This window comes from Microbacterium sp. 01T413_2 (assembly GCF_056398985.1).
The window spans coordinates 1-20366 of sequence record NZ_JBFTQL010000045.1 but is presented as its reverse complement, the minus strand read 5'-3'; the positions used below and the strand labels follow the sequence as shown (position 1 = coordinate 20366).

The following is a 20366-nucleotide window of genomic DNA, read 5'->3' as shown; positions in this document are numbered from 1 at the left end:
CACGTGCGGCGTASGCCGCRGCGCCGAGGGCGTGCGCTCCCATGTGCGCGACGCCCGCAGCCTGCGCCGCAGCCCGGGCGGCAGACACGGCCCCGACCGAGGAGACCGCGCGCGCTGCCCGGCCAGCGACGAACCGGCGCCGGATCTCTCCCGCGGCGTCGAGCTCGCCGCGCGAGAAGGCCCGCGCGCGTGCGATCGCGTCACGGGGGCGATCGTCGTCCGGTGCCTCCGCCCCGAAGAGCGGCAGCACATGCTCAGCGCAGGTCGCGGCCCACCCCGCGAGGAGGCGCCGGTCCTCTTCGGACAGCGTCTGTGCGGAGAGTGCCCGGCTCATCTCCCGCCCCGATCTCGGCGCTCTGCGCGGGCGCGAGCGGCATCGTGCGCCTCGCGCAGCAGCGTGAGGACCAGCCCCGCCGTCCGGGATCCGGGGTTCACCACGCTCACCCAGCCGGCATCGCCGTACTGCGGGTGCGGTGCGAGGGCGTCGCTCGCGGCCGGATCCTCTCCGAGCGCGAGCTGCGCGGCACGCTCCCTGCCGACTTGGATGTTCACCCGGAAGCGAGCCGGCGAGTCCAGCGCGGATGCCCGGTCTTCGGGATAGTCCTTCGTGACGATCGTGCCGTAAGGCTGGGTGCGCTCCGGCACGGCGCCATCGGGCGCGTAGTAGAAGAACACGTCACCCCACGCGATCTCCGGATGAGGGCCTCCGGGTTCCGGGGCGAGGACGAGGACGCCCTCGAACGTCCTGACATGATCCACGATCTGCTGCATCTCCATCCTTCCATCGTGAGGTTGACGTGCTTATGTGGACTTATGCATCCGGGACGCGGGGATTCATCGGGGCGAAACGCGGTCAACCCTCCAGAGCAGATGTCGACGGCGGACGTCGGGCGGCTCGCCGGATGCTCCCCGCAGCAGGTGCGCGATCTCGAACGCCTCGGGGTGCTCCCACCCGCTCCGCGCGCCGCCAACGGCTACCGCCGCTACGACGCCCGCCACGTGATCGCGGCTCGCGCATATCGCGCCCTGGCCGAGGCGATCGGGCCGGTCGCGGCGCGGACCCTACTGCCCGCCCTCGCCGCCGGACCGGTCGACACCGCGGCCGCCCGCATCGACGAGCTGCACGGCGACCTCGTCCTCGAGCGCCGCAGAGTGCACGAGGCCCTCCGTGGCCTCGACGCCGTGCTGGCAGAGGCCGCGGAGGAGTACGACGACAGCGACGCCATGACGATCGGCGAGCTGGCACAGGCGCTCGGCGTGCGGTCCTCCGCGCTTCGGCACTGGGAGCGCGAGGACCTCGTCCGCACGACCCGATCCGACGGGTCTGGCGCGAGGAGCTATGGCGCCCTCGCCATGACGGAGGCACGGATCGCCGCTGCCCTCCGTGCCGGCGGGTACGGGATCCCTGCGATCCGGAGCATCCTCGAGGAGGTGCGCGCGCACGGGGATGCGGGGGATGCGCAGCGGATCCTGCAGCAGCGGCTCGCGGACCTCACGCGCCGCAGTGTCGCCCTCCTGGCCGCGGCGGGTCTGCTGCACGATCTCCTGACGTCGACGCCGGCCGAGACGCACCGGGACTGATCCTCGCCCTCCCGATCCGGCCCGTCGCGGAGGAGGATGTCGATCGGCGGATCCTTCGATCGTCACCATGATGTCGATACCTACGAAAGGACGGATCATGCGTTACACGCTTCTGCTGCAGTACCCCGAGATGAGCGCCGAGGATCTCGGGCCGGAGGTGCTCGCCGAGGGCATGCGCGCCTTCGACGTCTATGCCAAGGCTCTGGATGAGGCGGGCGTCCTGCGCAGCGCCGAGGTGCTGCACCCGTCGACCGCCACGACGACCGTGCGTGTGCGCGACGGGCAGCCGGTCATCCAGGACGGGCCGTTCGCCGACACCAAGGAGCAGCTCGGCGGCACCTTCGTGATCGAGGTCGACGATCTCGATGCGGCGCTCGCCTGGGCCGCGAAGGCGCCGTCGGTCGAATGGGGCGCGGTCGAGGTGCGTCCCGTCGCGACACGGTTCGCGGACGGAGCATGGCAGGGAGCTTCGCCGGTCCGGTGAATGCCGCAGCGTGTGGTCGGCGCCGCCGTGAGGCCGCGAGACCGATCCTGTGTCCCGAGACCGCCGATGGTGTCGGCGGTCTCGGGACGGAAGTTCGGTCTCGCGGTTCTCGTGCGGATCCGGATCCCGCACCCCAGGAGGCGAAATGAGCGCGGCAGAGGAGGCGCGGTCCGCCGCCGAGCGCGCGGTCCGCGCCTCCTACGGACGGCTCGTCGCACTCCTCGCGGGCGGGACCGGCGACCTGGCGCTGGCCGAGGACTGTCTCGCCGACGCCCTCGAACGTGCACTGCGCACCTGGCGCGACGTCGGAGTGCCCGACAACCCGGAAGGATGGCTGCTCACCGTGGCCCGCAACAGACTCCGCGACGTGTGGGGCTCCGCGGCGCGTCGCACCAGCACCCCGCTCGACGACGAGTGGGGCGACGGCGCGGATGCGGGGATCGACGTCGAAGCGCTCGTGGAACGCGGCGAGTCGATCCCGGACCGGCGCCTGGAGCTGCTGTTCGCGTGCGCGCATCCCGCGATCGACCAGAGCATCCGCACACCGCTCATGCTGCAGACCGTGCTCGGCTTCGACGCGGCCCAGGTGGCGCGCGCGTTCGACGTCGAACCCGCGGCCATGGCGCAGCGCCTCGTGCGGGCGAAGCGCAAGATCCGCGACGCCGGGATCCGCTTCGCCCTGCCGACGCGCAGCGACATGCCCGCCCGCACCACCGCCGTTCTGGAGGCGATCTACGGCGCCTACGCGCTGGACTGGCTCGGCCGACACGACGACGTGCGCACCTCGCTCGCCGACGAGGCCCGCTGGCTCGCCGTGCTCACCGCGACGCTGCTCGAGACGGATGCAGAGGCGTGGGGCCTGGCGGCGCTGCTCACGCTCGCGCAGTCCCGGGCGCCCGCTCGGGTCTCCCCGGCGCCCGGCCAGCCCTGGCCCGCGCTGGACGAGCAGGATCCGGCGCTCTGGGACGCCGCGCTCATCGCCGAGGGTGAGGCGCTGCTGCACCGGGCGGCGCGGCTCAGCGGCGTCGCCGGGGGAGCGGAGCCGGGCCGGTTCCAGCTCGAGGCGGCGATCCAGTCGGTGCACTGCGACCGCGCCCGCACCGGTGTGACCGACCGGGCCGCGCTGCTGCGGCTCTACCGCGGGCTCGTGCGGATCGCCCCGACACGCGGTGCGATCGACGCGCTCGCCGCGGTCGAGAAACGAGGCGAGGGCTACATCTAGAGGACCACCTCAAGGGGTCCCTCCTCGGGCGTCGGCGGCTCGAACCGCTCGAAGTATTCCGTCGCCGTCTGCGCGGTGAGCGGCCAATCGTCCGCCTGCCTGCCGTGTCGGTCACCGACTCGGCTCAGGATGGTCTCAAGACTCGTCGCGATGTAGACCGTCTCCGGCACGATGCCCTGAGGGGCGAGCAGTGCGCGGAACTCATCGCGTTGTCGTCGGAACCAGAATCCGAAGTCGAGCACGACATCGTTCCCCGCCGCGACCTGGCGCAGCAAGCGCGCCTTCAGATCTGCCGCCACCTCGGCGACCACTTCGGCGGAGGGCATCGTCGTGATTCCGCGATCCCAGAACTCCACCTCGAACGACAAACGCGTCCAGCCCTCGCGCTCCAGGCGCTTGGCGTAAGTGGTCTTGCCGGCACCACCTGGCCCGCACATCATCACGACGCGGGGCCCTCGAGTCTTGTGCACTGTCACCGGGTCGAGGTTACGCTCCGCCCCTCGGCCACGTCGATGAGCGCGGCTTCAGGGGATCAGCAGATACAGCGCACCGAGGACAGTGAGGATCAGCACGATCCGATCGAACAGCGCCTGGTGGATCCGGGGGATGAGCCACCGGCCGAACAGCGCGCCGATCACGACCATCGGCACGAGCACCAGATCCATCAGCAGCACCGGCACGGTGATCAGCCCAAGGCCTGCGAGCACCGGCACCTTGACGATGTTCACGATGGCGAAGAACCACGCCGCCGTGCCGAGGAACACCTTCACCGGGGTGCGCATCGCAAGGAAGTACATCGACATGACCGGTCCGCCCGCGTTCGCGACCATCGTGGTGAAGCCGCCCAGCGCGCCGTAGCCGAGCGTGGTGCCGAGGTGCGCCGCGCCCTCAGAAGCGGCAGCCGTCCGCCGGCGCCGCCAGAGGGTGATCCCCACCATCGCCAGCAGGATCACGCCGATCACGGGGCGCACCACGGCGTTGCCGGCGAAGGCCAGGAACACGGCGCCGAGCACGAGCCCCGCGACGACCGCGGGGGCGAGCCTCAGCAGCGTGGGCCAGTGCGCGTGGCGGCGCCAGGTGAGCAGCGCGAACAGGTCGCCGACGATGAGCAGGAGCAGCAGCGCCCCGGTCGAGGTGCGGGCGGGCAGCAGCGCGGCGAAGATCGCCACAGAGACGGTGTTCGCACCCGGCAGCGCGGTCTTGGAGAGCCCGACGACCGTGCCCGCGACCGCGAGCAGGATCCACGCCCACGGCGCGAGATCGATCATGGCCGGGACCCGCGGCGGCTGACGCGGACGGGCGCGAGTCGGATCGAGCGCATCATCGAAAACTAGCAGCCGCTCCCCGCCGTCGCGGCGACTCGGAAGCGCCGTTGCCGGATGCCCAAGGCTTCGGGTCTCTCAGTGCGTCGTGTCGAGCAGACCCCGCCGGAACCCCTCGGCCACCGCCGAGGCGCGATCGCCGACCCCGAGCTTGGCGTAGATGCTGAGCAGATGGGTCTTCACCGTACCCTCGCTGAGGTGCAGGCGGTCGCCGGCGGAGCGGTTGGTCGCACCGTCGGCGACGAGCCCCAGGATCTCCAGCTCGCGCGGGGTGAGCAGGCTCGCCTCCGGGGCGCGTACGCGGCCGACCAGGCGCGAGGCCACCTCGGGCGCGAGCACCGTCTTCCCCGCGGCCGCCGCGCGGATCGCCGCCAGCAGCTCGTCGCGGGAGGCGTCCTTCAGCAGGTACCCGGTGGCTCCGGCCGCGATCGCGGGAAGCACGTCGGCATCCGCGTCGAAAGTGGTCAGCACCACCACGCGACTGCCGATGCCGCGCCGCGCGAACTCCCGCAGCGCGGCGACGCCGTCCATCCGTGGCATCCGCAGATCCATCAGCACCACATCCGGCGCGAGCACCTCGGCTCGGGCGACCGCCTCGGCGCCGTCCGAGGCCTCGCCGACGACCTCGATGTCCTCGGCGGATCCGACCATGCCGACGATGCCGTCGCGTACGACCGGGTGGTCGTCGACGACGAGCAGGGTGAGTGCGCTCATGCCGGCACCTCCGCCCGCACGACCGTGCCGCGTCCGGGACGGGCCTCGACGACGAGCCTGCCGGCGGCCGCCTCCAGCCGCTCGCGCATCGCGATGAGTCCGTAACCGCCGGATCCCTCCGCTGCACGCTGCACGCGCTCGACGGCGTCGAAGCCGCGGCCGTCGTCGCGCACCTCCAGGCTCACCCCGGCGGCATCCGTCCGCAGTGCGATCGTCACCCGGCGTGCGGCGGCGTGCTTCTCGATGTTCGTCAGAGCCTCCTGCGCCGTGCGCAGCAGTGCGACCTCGGTCTCGGTCGGCAGAGGGCGGGCCGTTCCCGTGACGGTCAACGCCGCGGGGATGCCGGTGCGCGTCGACCACGAGTGCGCGACGCCGGTGAGGGCGTCGGCCAGCGAGGTCTGTTCGAGCGCCGTGGGGCGCAGCGCCTGCACGGAGCGACGCGCCTCCGCGAGCCCGTCGCGGGCCAGCGCGAGAGCCGCCTCGGTGTGCCGTCGGCGAGCCGCGTCGTCGGATGCCTGCCCGGCCGCCTGCAGCTGGGTGATGATGCCCGTGAAGCCCTGCGCCAGCGTGTCGTGGATCTCGCGGGCGAGGCGGGCGCGCTCGTCGTGCACCGCCGTGCGCTGCAGGTTCTGCTCGGCGCGGTGCAGACCGAACGAGAGCCCGCACATCACCACGATGTTCAGCAGGATCACCGCGATCGTCCCTGCGACGCCGGCCGGATCCGCCCGGAAACCGGAGCTCTGTGCGAGGCCGGCGACGACGGCGGTCCCCGCCACCGGGAGCAGCTCCCACGGCCATTCGGCGAGCGAGTAGGCGAAGGAGAACGTCGCGATCGCGAGGAATCCGAAGGAGCCCTCGCGCAGCACCAGCAGGAGGTTGAGCACGATCGCCCCGGCGAGGAACACCGCGATCGCGGAGGGACGGTCGCGCCAGCGGAACGGCAGAGTGCGCATCACCAGCACCCATAGCCCGTAGGCCGCGCAGAGGGCCAGGATCGGCGTCAGCCGCGCCCACTGGCCCCACTGCGCGAGCAGCATGAATGCGACCAGCAGCCCCAGCACGATATACGGAGTGACCGCCAGCACGGTCCGCCAGCGCGAGTCCACCACGCGCCGACCCTACGCCTTCCCAGCGAACAGCGCCCTCATGCGAGGCAGGTTCACCAGGATCGCGACGGGCAGGAGCAGGAGGCCGCAGACCGCCTGCTCGATGCGCACCCAGTCGGGCAGGAAGCCGGGGATGGACACGATCACGACCACCGCGACGACGATGACGGGGCTGATGATCCGCAGGCGCACCCAGGCAGCGCGGGAACCGCGGGAGGCGGAGGCGGCGATGGCCAGCACCACGACCGCGCTGGCGAGCACGAGGGAGCATCGCACCCAGATCGCGCTCTCGAAGCCGATGCCGGTGGCGCTGGCGATGCCGAGGAAGGCGATCATCACGGCGCTGACCGCCGCGAAGGCGCCGCCGAGGAGGAGGACGGGACGGAAGGCCGCGCGACGGGCGGGAGTGAGGGCGCGGTCCGCGGGGAGGGAGAGTGTCTTGGTCATGTCTCCAGATTCCTCAGGGGAGACGCCGCCCGGATCCACTGATCGGTCAGGCTCGGCCACCGATCGGTCGGAGAGTCGTGACCCGGCTCCTTCGCCGCTTCACTTGTCGCGAATCGCGGTTCTCCGTGCGCCATAGCCGCAAGATGCGACCAGTGAGCGTGAGGGACGAGCCGTGCGACGCGCTGGCTCGACGTCAGGGGCGCACTCGCACAGTGCGCTCATCGAGCGTCACGAGGTCGCCGGCGACGAGCTGGCGTCCGCGGCGACGCTCGACCTCGCCGTTCACGCGCACGTACCCGTCGAGGATCGCGCCCTTGGCGTCCCCGCCGGAGTCGATCAGCCCGGCGAACTTCAGGAACTGGCCGAGCCGGATGCTCTCACCGCCGATGGCGACGTCGTCGTTCACGCTCATCCTGCCACGCTATCCCAGGCGCGGCGCGGGATCCGCTGCGGTGCCGGATCCGCTGCGTTGCTGCATCGCCGGCAACACTGCTGACCGCGTTTCCCTCCCCGCAGCGTCTTTCCCCCCTCGCACTGACGTCCGCCCGAGGGGGAAAGACGGTCAGGGGAGGGAAACACGTCGACCGACGGCGGAACCGCGCAGCCTACCCCCGCCGATTCGGGTGAGGATCCGTGCACGCGGAATCCGCGTCGCGTGGCGTCACAGAAGCCGTCCGCGGCGTCACACGATGTCGAAAAGCGACACACAACGGCAGTGGATCCGGCGGGCATGTGAGTGTGGGCACACGCCGCGGCCGCCCGTTCCGTCGGCGCATCGCCGGGCGTCGTACACAGCGCGTCGTCCGGACGGCACCGACCCGCGGTGCGGCGACCCGAAGGAGGCCCCCATGGCAAGGAACACTCGACGCATCGCATTCGCCGGGATCATGGCGACCACCGCAGCCCTCGCGCTCGCCGGATGCAGCCTCTCCGCCTCCGCGAACGGGCCGTCGGCGGGCGCCTCCGCCGGCAGCACCGTGTACTTCGGCGTCTCGTCCGCGACCACGGGGCAGTACGCGCAGTACGGCGAGCAGTTCAAGAAGGCGTTCGACCTGGCCGTCGAAGAGGTCAACAAGGACGGCGGCATCAACGGYCACCCSGTSGCCCTCAAGTACGAGGACTCGCAGTCCGACCCCAAGCAGTCGGTCACCGTGGCGCAGAAGTTCGTCAACGACCCGCAGATCTCGCTCGTGTTCGGCGACTACTCGTCGGCGGCGTCGATCCCGGCCTCGCCGATATACACGGCGGGCAAGCTGCTGCAGTACGGCTTCAACAACTCGAACCCCGACTTCACGGCCAAGGGCACGCAGTACCAGTGGTCGAGCGCGATCACCACGAGCGCCAGCTACACCTGGACGGCCGACTACATCAAGAAGCAGGGCATCGACTCGATCGGCGTGACCTACCTGAACACCGCCGACTGGGGCATCCCCGCGTTCCAGGCGTTCAAGGCCGAGGCCGACAAGATCGGCCTCAAGATCACCGACGCGGAGGCGATCGACCCCACCTCCGACGACTACCGGCCCTCGCTCACCAAGGCCGTCGCCGGCAGCCCGAAGGCGTTCGCGCACGTCGGCTACGGGCCGGACGCGGCGAAGCTCGTCACTCAGCTGCGCGCGATCGGCTTCACCGGCACGTTCTACGGCGGCCAGGACGAGGAGTCCTTCGACGGCACCCCGGATGCGGCGGGCTCGGTCATCGGAACGGAGTTCGTGTCGACCAGCAAGGCACCTGAGGTGCAGGCCTTCGTCAAGGCGTTCAAGAAGAAGTACCCGGAGGAGAAGGAGGTCACCCTCTTCGAGGCCGGCGCCTATGACGCTCTGCACGTCGCCGTGGCCGCGGCGAAGAAGGGCGGCACCGACCGCGCCGGGATCCTGAAGGGCTTCCAGCAGATCACCGACGTGCCGAGCGTCGTCTACGGCAAGCTCTCGTTCGACAAGGACACCCGTCGTCCTGCCTCGCCGCAGCTCACCCCCACCGTGCTGAAGGACGGCGCCTGGGTCGCCATCGAAGGCTGATCGCGCCCCATGCTCGACACTCTGATCGCCGGCCTGCTCCGAGGGAACGTCTACGCCCTCGGAGCGGTCGGCATCTCGCTCGTCTTCGGCGTCATGAACGTCGTGAACTTCGCGCAGTTCTCGTTCTTCGGGCTCGGCGCGATGCTGGCCTGGTTCTTCGTGGCGCAGTTGCAGCAGCCGTTCTGGATCGCCCTGCCGCTCGTGCTCGCGATCTGCGCCCTGCTGGGCCTGGTCATCAACATCGCGGTCGTGCGTCCGCTCGCGAAGTACCTGCCGCTCGCGGCCATGCTGTCCACGTACGCGGTCGCGCAGATCCTCGACAACGGATCCCAGCTCGCGTTCTCCGCGCAGTTCCGCTCGTTCCCGCAGGTGCTGCCCACCTCGAACCTGCACATCGGGAACATGCGCTTCGGCACCTCGGATCTGGTGATGCTGGGCATCACGGCGGTCGTCATGATCGCGATGTCGCTCTTCCTCAAGTACGGCCGGGCGGGGCGGGCGATCCGCGCCACCGCGCAGGACCAGGAAGCCGCCCTGCAGATGGGGATCCCGGTCGGATCCGTGCAGAACGTCTCCTTCGTCATCGCATCGGGGCTCGRCGGCCTCGCCGGCATCTTCTTCTCGCTCTACATCGGGGTCGTGAACCCCGTCTCCGGTCTGAACATCGGCATGACCGCGTTCGTCGCGGCCGCGCTCGGCGGCCTCGGATCCCTCGTCGGCGCCGTCGTCGGCGGATTCGTGCTGGGGATCCTGGAGGCGTTCGGGATCTACTGGTTCGGCGACACCGCGCGCCAGATCATCGTGTTCGTCGTGCTGCTCGTGGTGCTGATCGTGCGCCCCGGCGGCCTGCTCGGCAAGGTGCCGCTCATCTCGACCGAGCCGCTCACGGGCACGTTCCTGGGCAAGGGGCGCCCGCTGCGGATCCCGCGGTGGGTGTGGATCGCCGCGTTCGTCGTGCTCGGTGTGCTCGTGCCGATCCTCGCCGACACCTACGTGCTGACGACCGGCACCCAGGTGCTCGTCTACGCCATCATCGCCGCCGGCTTCACGGTCACGGCGGGACAGGCGGGCGTGCTCGCGCTCGGGCAGGCAGGCCCCATCGCCATCGGCGCCTACCTCTCGGCGCTGCTCAGCGTGCACCTGCACCTCTCGTTCTGGCTCGCGCTCCCGATCGCGGGCATCGGCGCGGCCGTGATCGCCTCGATCCTGGCCTCGCCGATCTGGGGTGTGAAGGGCCACTACATCTCGATCGCCACGCTCGGACTCGGCATCGCGATCGTGGCCCTGATCCAGCTCATCGTGCCGCAGGGCATCTACGGCATCCCCGTGCCGTCCATCGCCGGCATCGACCTGAACACCCCGCTCGCGTACTACCTCATCGACTTCGTCGTGCTGGTGCTCACCCTGCTGGTGATGTGGCGGATCAGGCGCTCCCATCTCGGGAAGGTGATCTCCTCGGTCGGTTCCGATGAGGTCGCCGCCCTCGCCTCGGGAGTGCGGGTGCGCGACTACAAGGCCCTGGCGTTCGCGATCTCGGCGTTCTTCGCCGGCATCGGCGGATCGCTCCTCGCGCATCAGTACACCTACATCGACACCACGATGTTCACGATGCTGATGTCGCTGCTCGTGGTCACGATCGTGATCCTCGGCGGCGTCGGTCTGCCCTACGGGGCGGTCGTCGGATCTATCGTGCTGATCGGCGCGATGGAGCTGCTGCGGTTCACGCCGGAGTGGCGGATCATCGTGTACGGCCTCGTGCTCATCCTCGTCGTGCGCTTCCGGCCCGGCGGCGTCCTGGTGAGGAACTCATGACTGCCGCACTGCTCGACGTCACCGGCCTGGAGCGCCACTTCGACGGCGTGCGCGCCGTCGACGGCGTCACGTTCCAGGTGCAGCCGGGAGAGGTCGTGTCGATCATCGGGCCCAATGGATCCGGCAAGACGACCACGCTCAACCTCGTGACCGGGACGATCCCGGCGCACGGCGGCACGATCGCGCTGGACGGAGCACGCATCGATCACGCGAGCACGGTCGACATCGCCGAGCACGGCATCGCGCGCACGTTCCAGAACGGCCGCGTGTTCGCCACCCTCTCGGTGGCCGACAACATCGAGGTCGGGATCCACTCCCAACTGCATGCGCACCGGCCGTTCCGCCGTCTCTCGCACGTCTTCCTGCTGCGCTGGATCCCGCTGCTCGCCGAGCTGTTCGTCGCCGTCTTCGGCACCCCGGCCGCACGGCGGGAGCGCGCGGAGATCGACGCGGTCATCGACCTCGAGGTCGACCGCTTCGAGGCCCGGCTCGGTCCGCGGCGCGATGACCCGGCGTACACGCTGAGCTACGCGAACCGGCGGCGCACCGAGATCGCGCGTGCACTCGCCCTGCAGCCGAAGCTGCTCGTCCTGGACGAGCCCACCGCCGGAATGAACCAGTCCGAGACCGCCGAGGTGCTTGCACAGCTGCTCGAGCTGAAGGCCTCCGGGCAGGCGATCCTGCTCGTCGAGCACAAGCTCGACCTCGTGATGACGGTCTCGGACCGGGTCATCGTGATGGACGGAGGCCGAATCATCGCCGAGGGCGACCCGCAGGCCGTGCGCAACGACCCCGCCGTGATCGAGGCCTATCTCGGCCGGCGGCGGGAAGCTCCGGGGTCGTTGAGCGAGGACGGCGAAGCCGACCGAGACGAAACGCGGCCACCACGCGGGCGCGACGTTTCGTCTCGCTCCGCTCGCTCAACGACCCCGGGCGCGGACTCCGGCGAGGAGGGATCCGGATGACCGCCCTGCTGAGCCTGGACGCGGTGGACGTCTACTACGGTCCCTTCCATGCGCTGCGCGGCGTGTCGATCGAGGTCGGCGAGGGCGAGATCGTGTCGCTGCTGGGCGGCAACGCCTCGGGCAAGTCGACCACGATGAAGTCGATCCTCGGACTGAACAGGGTCAAGGACGGGCGTATCGCATTCGCGGGCGCCGACATCACCCAACGCTCCACCGCCAAGCGCGTGCGGGCGGGGATCGCGAGCGTGCCCGAGGCGAGGCGCGTCTTCCCGCAGATGACCGTGGACGAGAACCTGTATGCCGGGGCGTACACCCGCCGCGATCGTGCCGGGATCGCCGAGGACCTCGAGCGGATGCGCGAGCACTTCCCGCGGCTCGCGGAACGCCGCCGGCAGGAGGCGGGCACGCTCTCGGGCGGCGAGCAGCAGATGCTCGCGTTCGCGCGGGCGCTGATGAGCCGGCCGCGCCTGATCTGCATGGACGAGCCCACGATGGGACTMTCGCCCAAGCTCGTGGACCAGGTGCTCGACGAGATCGCCCGGCTCAACCGCGAGCTCGGCGTCGCGGTGCTGCTGGTGGAGCAGCAGGCGGAGCTCGCGCTGTCGATCGCGTCCCGTGGGTACGTCCTGGCGACGGGCGAGATCGTCGCCGAGGGGTCGGCGCAGGAGCTGCTGCACGACCCCCGCATTCAAGAGGCCTACCTCGGAAGGAGCGGCTCATGACCGCAGGCTCTCGCACGCAACGCGTGCCTTCGGCGCGACCCAGGCTCGGGTTCTTCACCCGGGTGCTCGACGACGCCCCGGCCGCCGAGCGCTATCGGCTCGCCCTGGAGCAGATCCGCACGGCGGAACGGCTCGGCTTCGACTCCGCCTGGGTGGCGCAGCACCACTTCCATGAGGCGGAGGGCGGGCTGCCGTCGCCGCTGGTGTTCCTGGCGCACGCCGCCGCGCAGACGACGAGAATCGTCCTGGGTACGAGCATCGTGACGCTGCCGCTGGAGGAACCGCTGCGCGTCGCGGAGGACGCGGCCGTGCTGTCGCTGCTCAGCGACGGACGCTTCGAGCTCGGTGTCGGCAGCGGCGGCACGCCCAGCTCGTTCCCGCCGTTCGGGCACGAGCCCAAGGAGCGCGGCGCGATCTACGGGCGCCATCTCGCCCGCCTGCACGAAGCCCTCCGCGGAGACCAGCTGACCGCCGACGGGGGCAGCCTCTACCCGGCCGCGCCCGAGCTCCTCGACACGCTCTGGCAGGCCACCTTCTCGCCCGAGGGCGCCGCGCGTATCGGCGCCGCCGGATCCGGCCTCATGCTGTCGAAGTCGCAGCCGCACACCGCCGGATCCGGTGCGACCGCACTCGCCGACACGCAGCGSCTCGTCATCGACGCRTAYGAGGCGGCYCTGCCGGACGGYGTCTCGTCGCGCACSTTCGCSTCGCGCGGCCTCGTCGTGGTCGACGACGAGGCCGACGTCGCCGCGCTCCTGGCACGCGGGATCGAGCGCTCGCTGCCCGCGGCCCGCCCCATGGGCATCGCGATCCCGGACGGGGCGAGCGACGAGGAGCTGCGGATCCTGTTCGACCTGCACGTCGGCACTCCGGACCAGATCATCGAGGAGCTCGCGCAGGACCATGTGCTCACCTCGGCCACCGACATCGTGTTCCAGTCGCACCCGGTCGATCCGCCGCACGCCGTGCTGCTGCGCTCGCTCGAGCTGATCGCCACCCGGGTCGCCCCGGCGCTGGGGTGGAGCCCGGCGGTCCCTGAGCCCGTCGAAGGGCCCGAGCCGCTCGATGCGGACGACGCCATCCTGACCATCCCGGAGGAGACCCATGTCTGATCTGATCGACGACCTCGTCGGCATCGTCCCGGGCAGCCCGCTCGACGCGCTGCGCGCCAAGCGCCCCGTGGCACGCAGCGATGCCCAGGCCACGTACGACGGCCTCATCACAACGCCCGCCGACCTCGACCGGGCGACTGTGGCGGAGCGCGCGGCCCTGGGCTACTGGGTCGCCGCGCTCAGCCGTGCGGACGCTCTCGCCGGCCACTACCGAGCGCTGCTCGAGGCCGCGGATCCCGGCGTGCGCGCGGCGATCGACGCGGCGCTGCCGGAGGCGCTCACGACCGGTCCGTACGGGGCGTATCCGGAGGGTCCGCTCAGCGTCGAGGATGAGGACGGCCTGCGCTGGGTCGCGCCGACCGCGCTCCGAGACGCGATCGGATCCCGCCTGAGCGCGGCCCTCGAGCACGCGCACCTGCTCACATACCGTCCCCGCGATTCGAGTCCGGACGCGCTGCAGACGCTGTTGGATGCGGGCTGGAGCACCGACGGCGTCGTCACGGTGTCGCAGCTCGTCGCGTTCACCCACTTCCAGCTCCGCGTGATCGCGGGACTCAGCGTGCTCAAGGAGGCGATCTGACATGGCAGAGCAGGTTCTGCGTCACCCCGAGGTGACCCCGCCGCACGTCTTCACGCAGGAAGAGCTCGGCTGGGTGCCGTGGCTCGAGCCGAAGCCTGAGGACGAGCTGACCGAAGACGACTACACCGCCCTCGTCGAGCGCTCCCGCGCCGCGAGCCCGTACTTCCGTCTGCTCGTGCGCGATCCCGTGGTGCTCGGCGCGCGCACCCGCGCCGACAACGACATCTTCTACAACACCGACGCCGGTCTCGGCCGGGCCGAGCGCGAGATCTCCGCCGCCGCGGCCTCGCGGGTCAACGGCTGCCTGTTCTGCGCCTCGGTGCACTCCCGCTTCGCGACGATCCAGGCGCCCTCGCGCCGCGACGACGTGCAGCGGCTGCTGGACGAGGGCATCGACGGCGAGCAGGACGAGCGCTGGACCGCGATCATCGAGGCGGCGGCCGCGCTGACGGCCACCCCGTCGCGGTTCGGGGAGGCGCACGTGCAGGCGCTGCGCGCGGCGGGCCTGGACGACCAGGCGATCGTCGACGTGGTGCAGAGCGCGTCGTTCTTCAACTGGGCGAACCGCCTCATGCTGTCGCTCGGCGAGCCGACGCCGCCCGCGCCGAAGGCCTGATCCGGACAGCGTTCCGGATCCGCGTTTCCCTCCCCGCATCGTCTTTCCCTCCCCGCAGAGGCGCCTCTAGGGGGAGGGAAAGACAGCACGGGGAGGGAAACGCAGGCCAGCCGGGCCGGGCCACGACGGATCCGGGCTGCAGGGCTACTTCTTCTGCGGGGCGAACGGCGTGCCCAGCGTCGCAGCGAGGGCCTGGAAGATCCGGGTCGCGGGGGAACTGCAGGGCAGATCCGTCGGGTTGTCGGTGAGGGTGCGGGCGTCGCTCGGGCAGTCGCCTGAGGGGATGTCGCTGTTCACCATCGTGATGATCGTGGTGTCGTCCTTGGTGTTGTAGAACATGGCCGTGTTGTAGCCCGGGAGTTCTCCGGTGTGGCCGACCCAGCCGTTCTGGCAGCCCCAGCCGATGCCGTAGCCGCCGTTGCCGGGGCCGTTGAACTCGCGGAACGACGTGAGCCGCTCGATCTGGTCCTTCGCCGGTACGAGTCCCGCTCCCGTCGCCTCCGCGCGGCCGTATTTCAGCAGATCCGGCGCGCTGGAGATCAGCTCGCCGGCGGTCCAGCCCCAGGAGGGGTTCCAGTTCGTCGTGTTCGCCGGGTTCTCCGGGATGCCGTGTCCACCCTGCAGCGTGAAGCCCTGGGCGTGCGGATCCGGGAATGCGGCGGATCCGGCCGGGAAGATCGTGTGCGTCAGGCCCAGGGGAGTGAGGATCTTCTCCGCGAGCACGTCCTGAAAGCTCTGGCCCGTGACCTTCTGGATGACCAGGCCCAGCAGGATCGTGTTGGTGTTCGAGTAGTCGAACGCGGTCCCGGGCGCGAAGTCCTGCGGCGGGAGTGAGATGCCAGCCTTGAGCAGCTCCTGCGGCTTCCAGACCCGGTCCGTCTCGGAGAAGAAGATCTTCTGCCAGGCCGGGTCCTTCGTGTAGCTGGTGATCGAGCTGGTCATGTCCGCGAGCATGCGGATCGTGACCTCGTCGCCGCGCGGGACGCCGTCGACGTACTTCGAGATCGTGTCGTCGAGGCTGAGCTTGCCCTCGGCGGCGAGCTGCGTCGTGAGGGTGCCGGTGAAGGTCTTCGTGATGGATCCGACGCGCTGGTAGACGTCGGTCGTCATCGGAGTGCCGGCGGCCGGATCCGCCACGCCGTACGCCTTCAGGAACAGCCCCTTCGGCGACTGCACGGCCACGACGGCCCCCTTCGACGAGGTCTGTGCGAAGGCGTCCTGCGAGGTCTTGTCGATCGTCGCGGTGAGGTCGTCAGGAAGCGCCGACGACGGGAGGTCCGCGGTGCGCGCCACCACGGCCGAAGGGTCGGCGACGCAGGTCGAGACCGCCGGCACTGTCGATGAGGGGGTTCCGGCGCCGGTCGAGGTCGGTCCGGTCGAGGGCTGTGCGGAGCAGCCGGCGAGCACGAGCAGGGCGGCCGCGAGCGCGATCGGCCGTGCGAGACGAGCGGTGACCATGGCGGAGCTCCTTCGGGCAGATCGATCCTTCCCCCAAGGAGACCCTGGCACCGGCGGCGTCCGGGAGGAATAGACGTAGACCCATTCCGCCGCAGGCGCGGCCCCGGGAGACTGGTGGTCGCATGGGGATGCTCGAGGGGGAGAGACGAGGGTCGGATCCGCACGCGCGGTGGACCGGGTGTGCGATGAGGAGGCTCACGATGGCGCCTGACGAGATGCGGCCGGGAGCAGCGACGCGCGTGCGCCGACCGCAGGGCGATGACACCGCGACCTACGGCGTGACGCAGCTGCGCGGATCCGTCCCCGTCTCTCTCGACGACCACTTCCGGACCGGATCCCACACGAAGACGATGACCGGAACCACCGACGGGCGCCCGCCCGCCGCCATGATCGCCACATCACTCATGAAGAGCATCTACATCTACGGAGGTTGAGACGATGCCGTCCTCCCGCACGGTCCCGCCGGCTCTGCGCCGGGCGTTCGCGCTCGCCGCGGTGACCGCGGCTCTCATCCTGGCCGGCTGCTCCGGTCCCTCCGGCGCCGCACCTGGAACCGCCTCGCCGTCGCCGTCCACGTCCCCGGCCGGATGCGTCGCGGATCCCGCCCGGACCATCGCCGCGAAGCCGGGCGCGAAGACGATGTCGCCCCTGTCCGCGGAGACCGTCGCGAAGCTCGACGCGGTGGCGGCGAAGGCCTTCGCCCTCGGCGCCTCCCCGGGTGCGGTCGTCGGCGTGCGCACGCCCGGGGGCACCTGGACCAAGGCCTACGGGAACGCCGATCTGGCCGGGACCCCGATGCAGGTCGGCATGCACACCCGCATTGCGTCGCTCACGAAGATGTACACGGCGACGATCGTGCTGCAGCTCGCACAGGAGGGCAGGCTGAAGCTCGACGACACCATCGGGAAGTACGTGGACGGGATCCCGAACGGCGACACCATCACGCTCACGCAGCTCGCCGACATGACCAGCGGTGTCGCGAGCTACACCATGAACGCGAAGCTCCTGGAGAAGTACTTCGCGGATCCGACCGCGGTCTACACGCCCGAGGAGGTCATCCAGGCGGGTGCCGCCGTCTCACCCCTGTTCCCTCCGGGGGAGGGGTTCGCCTACTCGAACACCAACACGGTGCTGCTCGGGAAGGTGATCGAGAAGGTGACCGGCCAGGACGTCGGCCGGCTGATGCAGACGCGGATCTTCGATCCGCTGCACCTGGCGCACACGTCGTGGCCCGGAACCTCGGCCGCGCTGCCGGAGCCGTACGCACGCGGGTACACGCTGAACGGCAACAGTGCGACCCCGGACGCCCCGGCCGACTCCACGGACTGGAATCCGTCATGGAGCTTCACGGCCGGCGAGATCATCTCCGACATCGACGACCTGCTGACCATGGGGCGCGCACTCGGCACCGGCCAGGGGCTGGTCGATGGGAAGACGCAGACCCTGCGACTGACCTCGTTCTCGGACATCGGGTACGGCTTCGGGCTGAGCTGCTCGCAGGGGTGGGTCGGCCACACCGGCGACCTCTCCGGCTACAACACCTCGCTCTTCTACGACACGGCGACGGACACCACGGTCGCCGTGCAGACCAACAGCGACATCGCGTCGGGCGGCTGCACCACCTCGCCCACCCTCACCGACGACCCGGGCGACGCGATCTGCCAGACGCCTGCGGTGCGGCTCCTGGTCGCCCTCACCGGCGAGCTGGGCACCGCCTACGTCCCGCCGCCGCGGAAGTAGTGCCGACCCGCTGCGTCGTCAGTGCGGGCCCTGGGGTCGTTGAGCGAGGACGGCGAAGCAAACCGAGACGAAACGCGGTGCCCGTCGGTGAGGGCCGTCCGTGAGGGCATCGCGTTTCGTCTCGCTCCTCGCGATGCTCGGTGCTCGCTCAACGACCCCGAGGGGGGTAGGGACTCCTCCTCACCGGTACTCCTCCGCCACCGAGGCGAGGAAACGCAGCACCGCGAGCACCCGTCGGTGGTCGTCGCCGTCGACCGACAGCCCGAGCGCGGTGTAGATGTGCGAGGTGTGCTGCACGACGGCCTTCTCGGAGAGGAACAGATCCGTCGCGATCCGCGCGTTGCTGCGTCCCTCCGCCATGAGCGAGAGAACCTCGAGCTGGCGCGGGGTGAGGGATCCGACGGCTCCACTCGCGCGGCTCGCCCGCGTGACCAGCACCGACACGACCTCCGGATCCAGGGCCGTGCCGCCCGCGGCCACCCGGCGGAGGTCGGCGGTGAAGGTCGTGACGTCGGCGATGCGCTGCTTGAGCAGATACCCGAATCCGCCGCTGTTCTGATCGAGCAGCTCCGTCGCATAGCGGCGCTGCACATACTGTGAGAGCACGACGACCGGGATCGCGGGATGGGCCTCGCGGATCCGCAGCGCGGCGATCAGCCCCTCGTCGGTGTGCGTCGGAGGCATCCGGATGTCGGTGATCACCAGCTCCGGCGCGAGCAGCTCGACCTGCTCCAGCAGCGCCTCGGCGTCGCCGACGGCCGCCACGACCTCGAAGCCGTCCTGTGCGAGCAGGTGCCGCAAGCCCTCGCGCAGCAGCACCTCGTCCTCGCCGATGATCACGCGCATGGCAGCTCCACCTTCACCTCGGTGCCGTGTCCCGGATCCGATCGCATCCGCAGGCTGCCGCCGAGCGCGTCGACGCGGTCGAGAAGGCCGTGCAGGCCCGCACCGCGGTCGACGCTCGCCCCGCCCACGCCGTTGTCGCGGACGAGGATGTGCAGCAGGCCGCTTTCGACGTGCAGGGTGACCCGCACCAGCGACGCCTTCGAGTGCTTGACCGTGTTCGTCAGGGCCTCGGCGATGATGAAATACGCGGTGTGCGCGGTCGTTGACGAGATCGTGGCGTCGTCGATGTCGGCTTCCAGCGTCGCGGGGATCGCCAGCCGGTCGACGAGGTCTTCCGCGGCGGCGGTCAGCCCGCGCTCGGTGAGGGTGACCGGCAGCACGTTGTGCACGAGGCGGCGCAGATCGGCCGCGGCCTCGTCGATCCCGTGCCGCAGCCGTGCCGACGCCTCGCTCGTCGCGGGGCCGGCATCGGGGGCGTTCGCGATGGTCTGCGCGGCGAGGGCGAGCAGCACGAGCTGCACCTGGATGCCGTCGTGCAGATCCTGCGCGATCCGCGAGCGCTCCCGGTCGGCGGTCTCGACGAGGCGGATCCGCGACTGCGTGAGCGCATCGTTGCTCGCGAGCAGCTCGGCGGTGAGTCGCTCGCGGTCGATCGCGATGGCGAGCACGTCGCCCGCACGCCGCACGGGTGCCGGATCCGCGGTCATCCGGGTGTCGTAGACGATCGCCCCCACGAGTCGCGAGTCGACGCGGATCTCGCACCAGCCCCGGTCCGCTCCGCGCTGGGCGGGGTCGACCGGCGCGCCCGTCTCGTCGACGTACTCGCCGCGCTCGGCGGCCCAGTACACGACGCGCAGCGAGTCGTCACCGAGAGTGCCGGCCAGGGCGCGGGCGACGGCGGGTCCGCCCGCGCCGGTGATGCCGAGCCAGGCGCTCAGCGGCTCCAGGTCGCCGGTGCGGCGGAACCCGCCGAGCAGCACCCCGAGCAGGAAGGCGATGGGGATCGCCGCCGAGACGATGAGCTGCGTCACGCCGCCGATCGCCGGATCCCACCCGAATGCGCCGACGATCGTGGGCGCGAAGGCGAGCAGCAGCACGGCCACGATGCCGTAGCCGAACAGGGGCAGCAGCGCGCGCCGGTGGCCCGGGTCGGCGACGACGAGACGCCGGGTCAGCACGACGGCCGTGAGCACCATCACCGTGATCCCGAGCGTCTTCTGCACGGCGGCGACGATCGGGACGGCGGCCGGCGCGGACGCCGAGAGCAGCACGAGCGCGAGCTGGAAGRCGGGACACGCCACCCAGCCCAGCACCACGGTCGTGATCGAGAGCCGCCCGCGCAGGCGCCCGGACGGGAACGCATGCAGCAGATGCATCGTCATGGCGAGTGGGCTCGTCGCGAAGATCGCGCTCAGCACCGAGAGCGCGTCGACGCCGAGGTTGACGAGCCCGGCGAGGAACAGCGCGATGCCGCCGACCACGAGCAGCTGCCCGGTGTTGTTGTGCGGGCGGCGCCACCAGGCGAGCACGCCCGCGGCGACCCAGATCCAGAACACGCCGGTGAACAGCGCGACCACCCAGAGCGCGTCAGGTATGCGCAGCCCGATGCCCAGTTCGACAG

At 70.7% G+C, this 20366-nt stretch carries 23 protein-coding genes; 12 read left to right on the top strand and 11 right to left on the bottom strand.

Annotated features, from left to right (window positions below; all coding sequences use genetic code 11):
- Both AC1DMN_RS17435 and AC1DMN_RS17430 read right to left on the bottom strand, forming a co-directional pair.
- The coding region (locus AC1DMN_RS17435; protein ID WP_477384672.1) for a putative immunity protein at positions 1-334 on the bottom strand (334 nt) is incomplete at its 3' end.
- The gene (locus AC1DMN_RS17430; RefSeq protein WP_477230035.1) at positions 331-771 is read right to left on the bottom strand and encodes a DUF6194 family protein; all 441 of its coding nucleotides are present in this window, start codon (positions 769-771) and stop codon (positions 331-333) included. The genes AC1DMN_RS17435 and AC1DMN_RS17430, both read right to left, overlap by 4 nt.
- Positions 772-870: 99 nt before the next feature.
- Here AC1DMN_RS17430 and AC1DMN_RS17425 point away from each other — a divergent pair, with 99 nt between their 5' ends.
- From AC1DMN_RS17425 to AC1DMN_RS17415, 3 genes are all read left to right on the top strand, one after another.
- On the top strand, positions 871-1581 hold the full coding sequence (locus tag AC1DMN_RS17425) for a MerR family transcriptional regulator (RefSeq protein ID WP_477230036.1): 711 nt from the start codon (positions 871-873) through the stop codon (positions 1579-1581).
- A gap of 97 nt (positions 1582-1678) precedes the next feature.
- Positions 1679-2065, top strand: a complete 387-nt coding sequence (locus AC1DMN_RS17420) for a YciI family protein (protein WP_440732656.1) — start codon at positions 1679-1681, stop codon at positions 2063-2065.
- A gap of 145 nt (positions 2066-2210) precedes the next feature.
- Positions 2211-3287 carry an RNA polymerase sigma factor gene (locus AC1DMN_RS17415; protein WP_477230037.1) on the top strand — a complete coding sequence of 359 codons (1077 nt, stop codon included), beginning with the start codon at positions 2211-2213 and terminating at the stop codon, positions 3285-3287.
- Here AC1DMN_RS17415 and AC1DMN_RS17410 read toward each other — a convergent pair.
- From AC1DMN_RS17410 to AC1DMN_RS17385, 6 genes are all read right to left on the bottom strand, one after another.
- The gene (locus tag AC1DMN_RS17410) at positions 3284-3763 is read right to left on the bottom strand and encodes a P-loop nucleotide/nucleoside kinase family protein (protein WP_477230038.1); all 480 of its coding nucleotides are present in this window, start codon (positions 3761-3763) and stop codon (positions 3284-3286) included. The genes AC1DMN_RS17415 and AC1DMN_RS17410 overlap by 4 nt on opposite strands.
- A 48-nt stretch (positions 3764-3811) precedes the next feature.
- Entirely contained in the window at positions 3812-4555 is a 744-nt protein-coding gene (locus AC1DMN_RS17405; RefSeq protein WP_441978143.1) for a sulfite exporter TauE/SafE family protein, read from the bottom strand.
- Between the two features lie 132 nt (positions 4556-4687).
- Complete coding sequence (locus AC1DMN_RS17400) at positions 4688-5323, bottom strand: response regulator (protein ID WP_441978144.1); 636 nt, start codon at positions 5321-5323, stop codon at positions 4688-4690.
- The gene (locus tag AC1DMN_RS17395; RefSeq protein WP_477230039.1) at positions 5320-6432 is read right to left on the bottom strand and encodes a sensor histidine kinase; all 1113 of its coding nucleotides are present in this window, start codon (positions 6430-6432) and stop codon (positions 5320-5322) included. Before AC1DMN_RS17395 ends, AC1DMN_RS17400 begins: the two co-directional genes overlap by 4 nt.
- 9 nt (positions 6433-6441) lie before the next feature.
- A complete protein-coding gene (locus AC1DMN_RS17390; RefSeq protein WP_477230040.1) occupies positions 6442-6876 on the bottom strand; it encodes a hypothetical protein in 435 nt (144 codons plus the stop codon).
- A 193-nt stretch (positions 6877-7069) separates the two neighbouring features.
- Positions 7070-7288: an RNA-binding S4 domain-containing protein gene (locus tag AC1DMN_RS17385; RefSeq protein WP_440732649.1), complete on the bottom strand. Its 219-nt coding sequence runs from the start codon at positions 7286-7288 to the stop codon at positions 7070-7072.
- A 436-nt stretch (positions 7289-7724) separates the two neighbouring features.
- Between AC1DMN_RS17385 and AC1DMN_RS17380 the strand changes: the two genes are divergently transcribed.
- Genes AC1DMN_RS17380 through AC1DMN_RS17350 form a run of 7 tightly spaced genes read left to right on the top strand, consistent with a single transcriptional unit; the run spans position 7725 to position 14701 of the window.
- A complete protein-coding gene (locus AC1DMN_RS17380) occupies positions 7725-8894 on the top strand; it encodes an ABC transporter substrate-binding protein (protein WP_477230041.1) in 1170 nt (389 codons plus the stop codon).
- 9 nt (positions 8895-8903) lie between these two features.
- Positions 8904-10706, top strand: coding sequence for an ABC transporter permease (locus AC1DMN_RS17375; protein WP_477384670.1), 1803 nt, complete (start codon positions 8904-8906; stop codon positions 10704-10706).
- The gene (locus tag AC1DMN_RS17370) at positions 10703-11671 is read left to right on the top strand and encodes an ABC transporter ATP-binding protein (RefSeq protein ID WP_441978148.1); all 969 of its coding nucleotides are present in this window, start codon (positions 10703-10705) and stop codon (positions 11669-11671) included. Before AC1DMN_RS17375 ends, AC1DMN_RS17370 begins: the two co-directional genes overlap by 4 nt.
- Positions 11668-12393, top strand: a complete 726-nt coding sequence (locus AC1DMN_RS17365) for an ABC transporter ATP-binding protein (RefSeq protein ID WP_440732645.1) — start codon at positions 11668-11670, stop codon at positions 12391-12393. The genes AC1DMN_RS17370 and AC1DMN_RS17365 overlap by 4 nt, the downstream gene beginning before the upstream one ends.
- On the top strand, positions 12390-13505 hold the full coding sequence (locus tag AC1DMN_RS17360; RefSeq protein ID WP_477230043.1) for a putative FMN-dependent luciferase-like monooxygenase: 1116 nt from the start codon (positions 12390-12392) through the stop codon (positions 13503-13505). The genes AC1DMN_RS17365 and AC1DMN_RS17360 overlap by 4 nt, the downstream gene beginning before the upstream one ends.
- Positions 13498-14085: a CMD domain protein gene (locus tag AC1DMN_RS17355; RefSeq protein WP_477230044.1), complete on the top strand. Its 588-nt coding sequence runs from the start codon at positions 13498-13500 to the stop codon at positions 14083-14085. Before AC1DMN_RS17360 ends, AC1DMN_RS17355 begins: the two co-directional genes overlap by 8 nt.
- 1 nt (position 14086) lies before the next feature.
- Complete coding sequence (locus tag AC1DMN_RS17350; RefSeq protein ID WP_441978151.1) at positions 14087-14701, top strand: alkylhydroperoxidase domain protein; 615 nt, start codon at positions 14087-14089, stop codon at positions 14699-14701.
- Positions 14702-14845: 144 nt separating this feature from the next.
- Here the strand turns inward: AC1DMN_RS17350 and AC1DMN_RS17345 are convergent, their stop codons facing one another.
- Positions 14846-16159: a serine hydrolase domain-containing protein gene (locus AC1DMN_RS17345; RefSeq protein WP_477230045.1), complete on the bottom strand. Its 1314-nt coding sequence runs from the start codon at positions 16157-16159 to the stop codon at positions 14846-14848.
- A gap of 200 nt (positions 16160-16359) precedes the next feature.
- On the opposite strand from AC1DMN_RS17345, the gene AC1DMN_RS17340 reads away from it, so the two are divergent.
- Positions 16360-16593 carry a hypothetical protein gene (locus tag AC1DMN_RS17340; protein ID WP_477230046.1) on the top strand — a complete coding sequence of 78 codons (234 nt, stop codon included), beginning with the start codon at positions 16360-16362 and terminating at the stop codon, positions 16591-16593.
- A 4-nt stretch (positions 16594-16597) separates the two neighbouring features.
- A complete protein-coding gene (locus AC1DMN_RS17335) occupies positions 16598-17899 on the top strand; it encodes a serine hydrolase domain-containing protein (RefSeq protein ID WP_477230047.1) in 1302 nt (433 codons plus the stop codon).
- Positions 17900-18079: 180 nt separating this feature from the next.
- Here the strand turns inward: AC1DMN_RS17335 and AC1DMN_RS17330 are convergent, their stop codons facing one another.
- Positions 18080-18745, bottom strand: coding sequence for a response regulator (locus AC1DMN_RS17330; RefSeq protein ID WP_440732638.1), 666 nt, complete (start codon positions 18743-18745; stop codon positions 18080-18082).
- The coding region (locus AC1DMN_RS17325; protein ID WP_477384668.1) for a sensor histidine kinase at positions 18736-20366 on the bottom strand (1631 nt) is incomplete at its 5' end. The genes AC1DMN_RS17330 and AC1DMN_RS17325, both read right to left, overlap by 10 nt.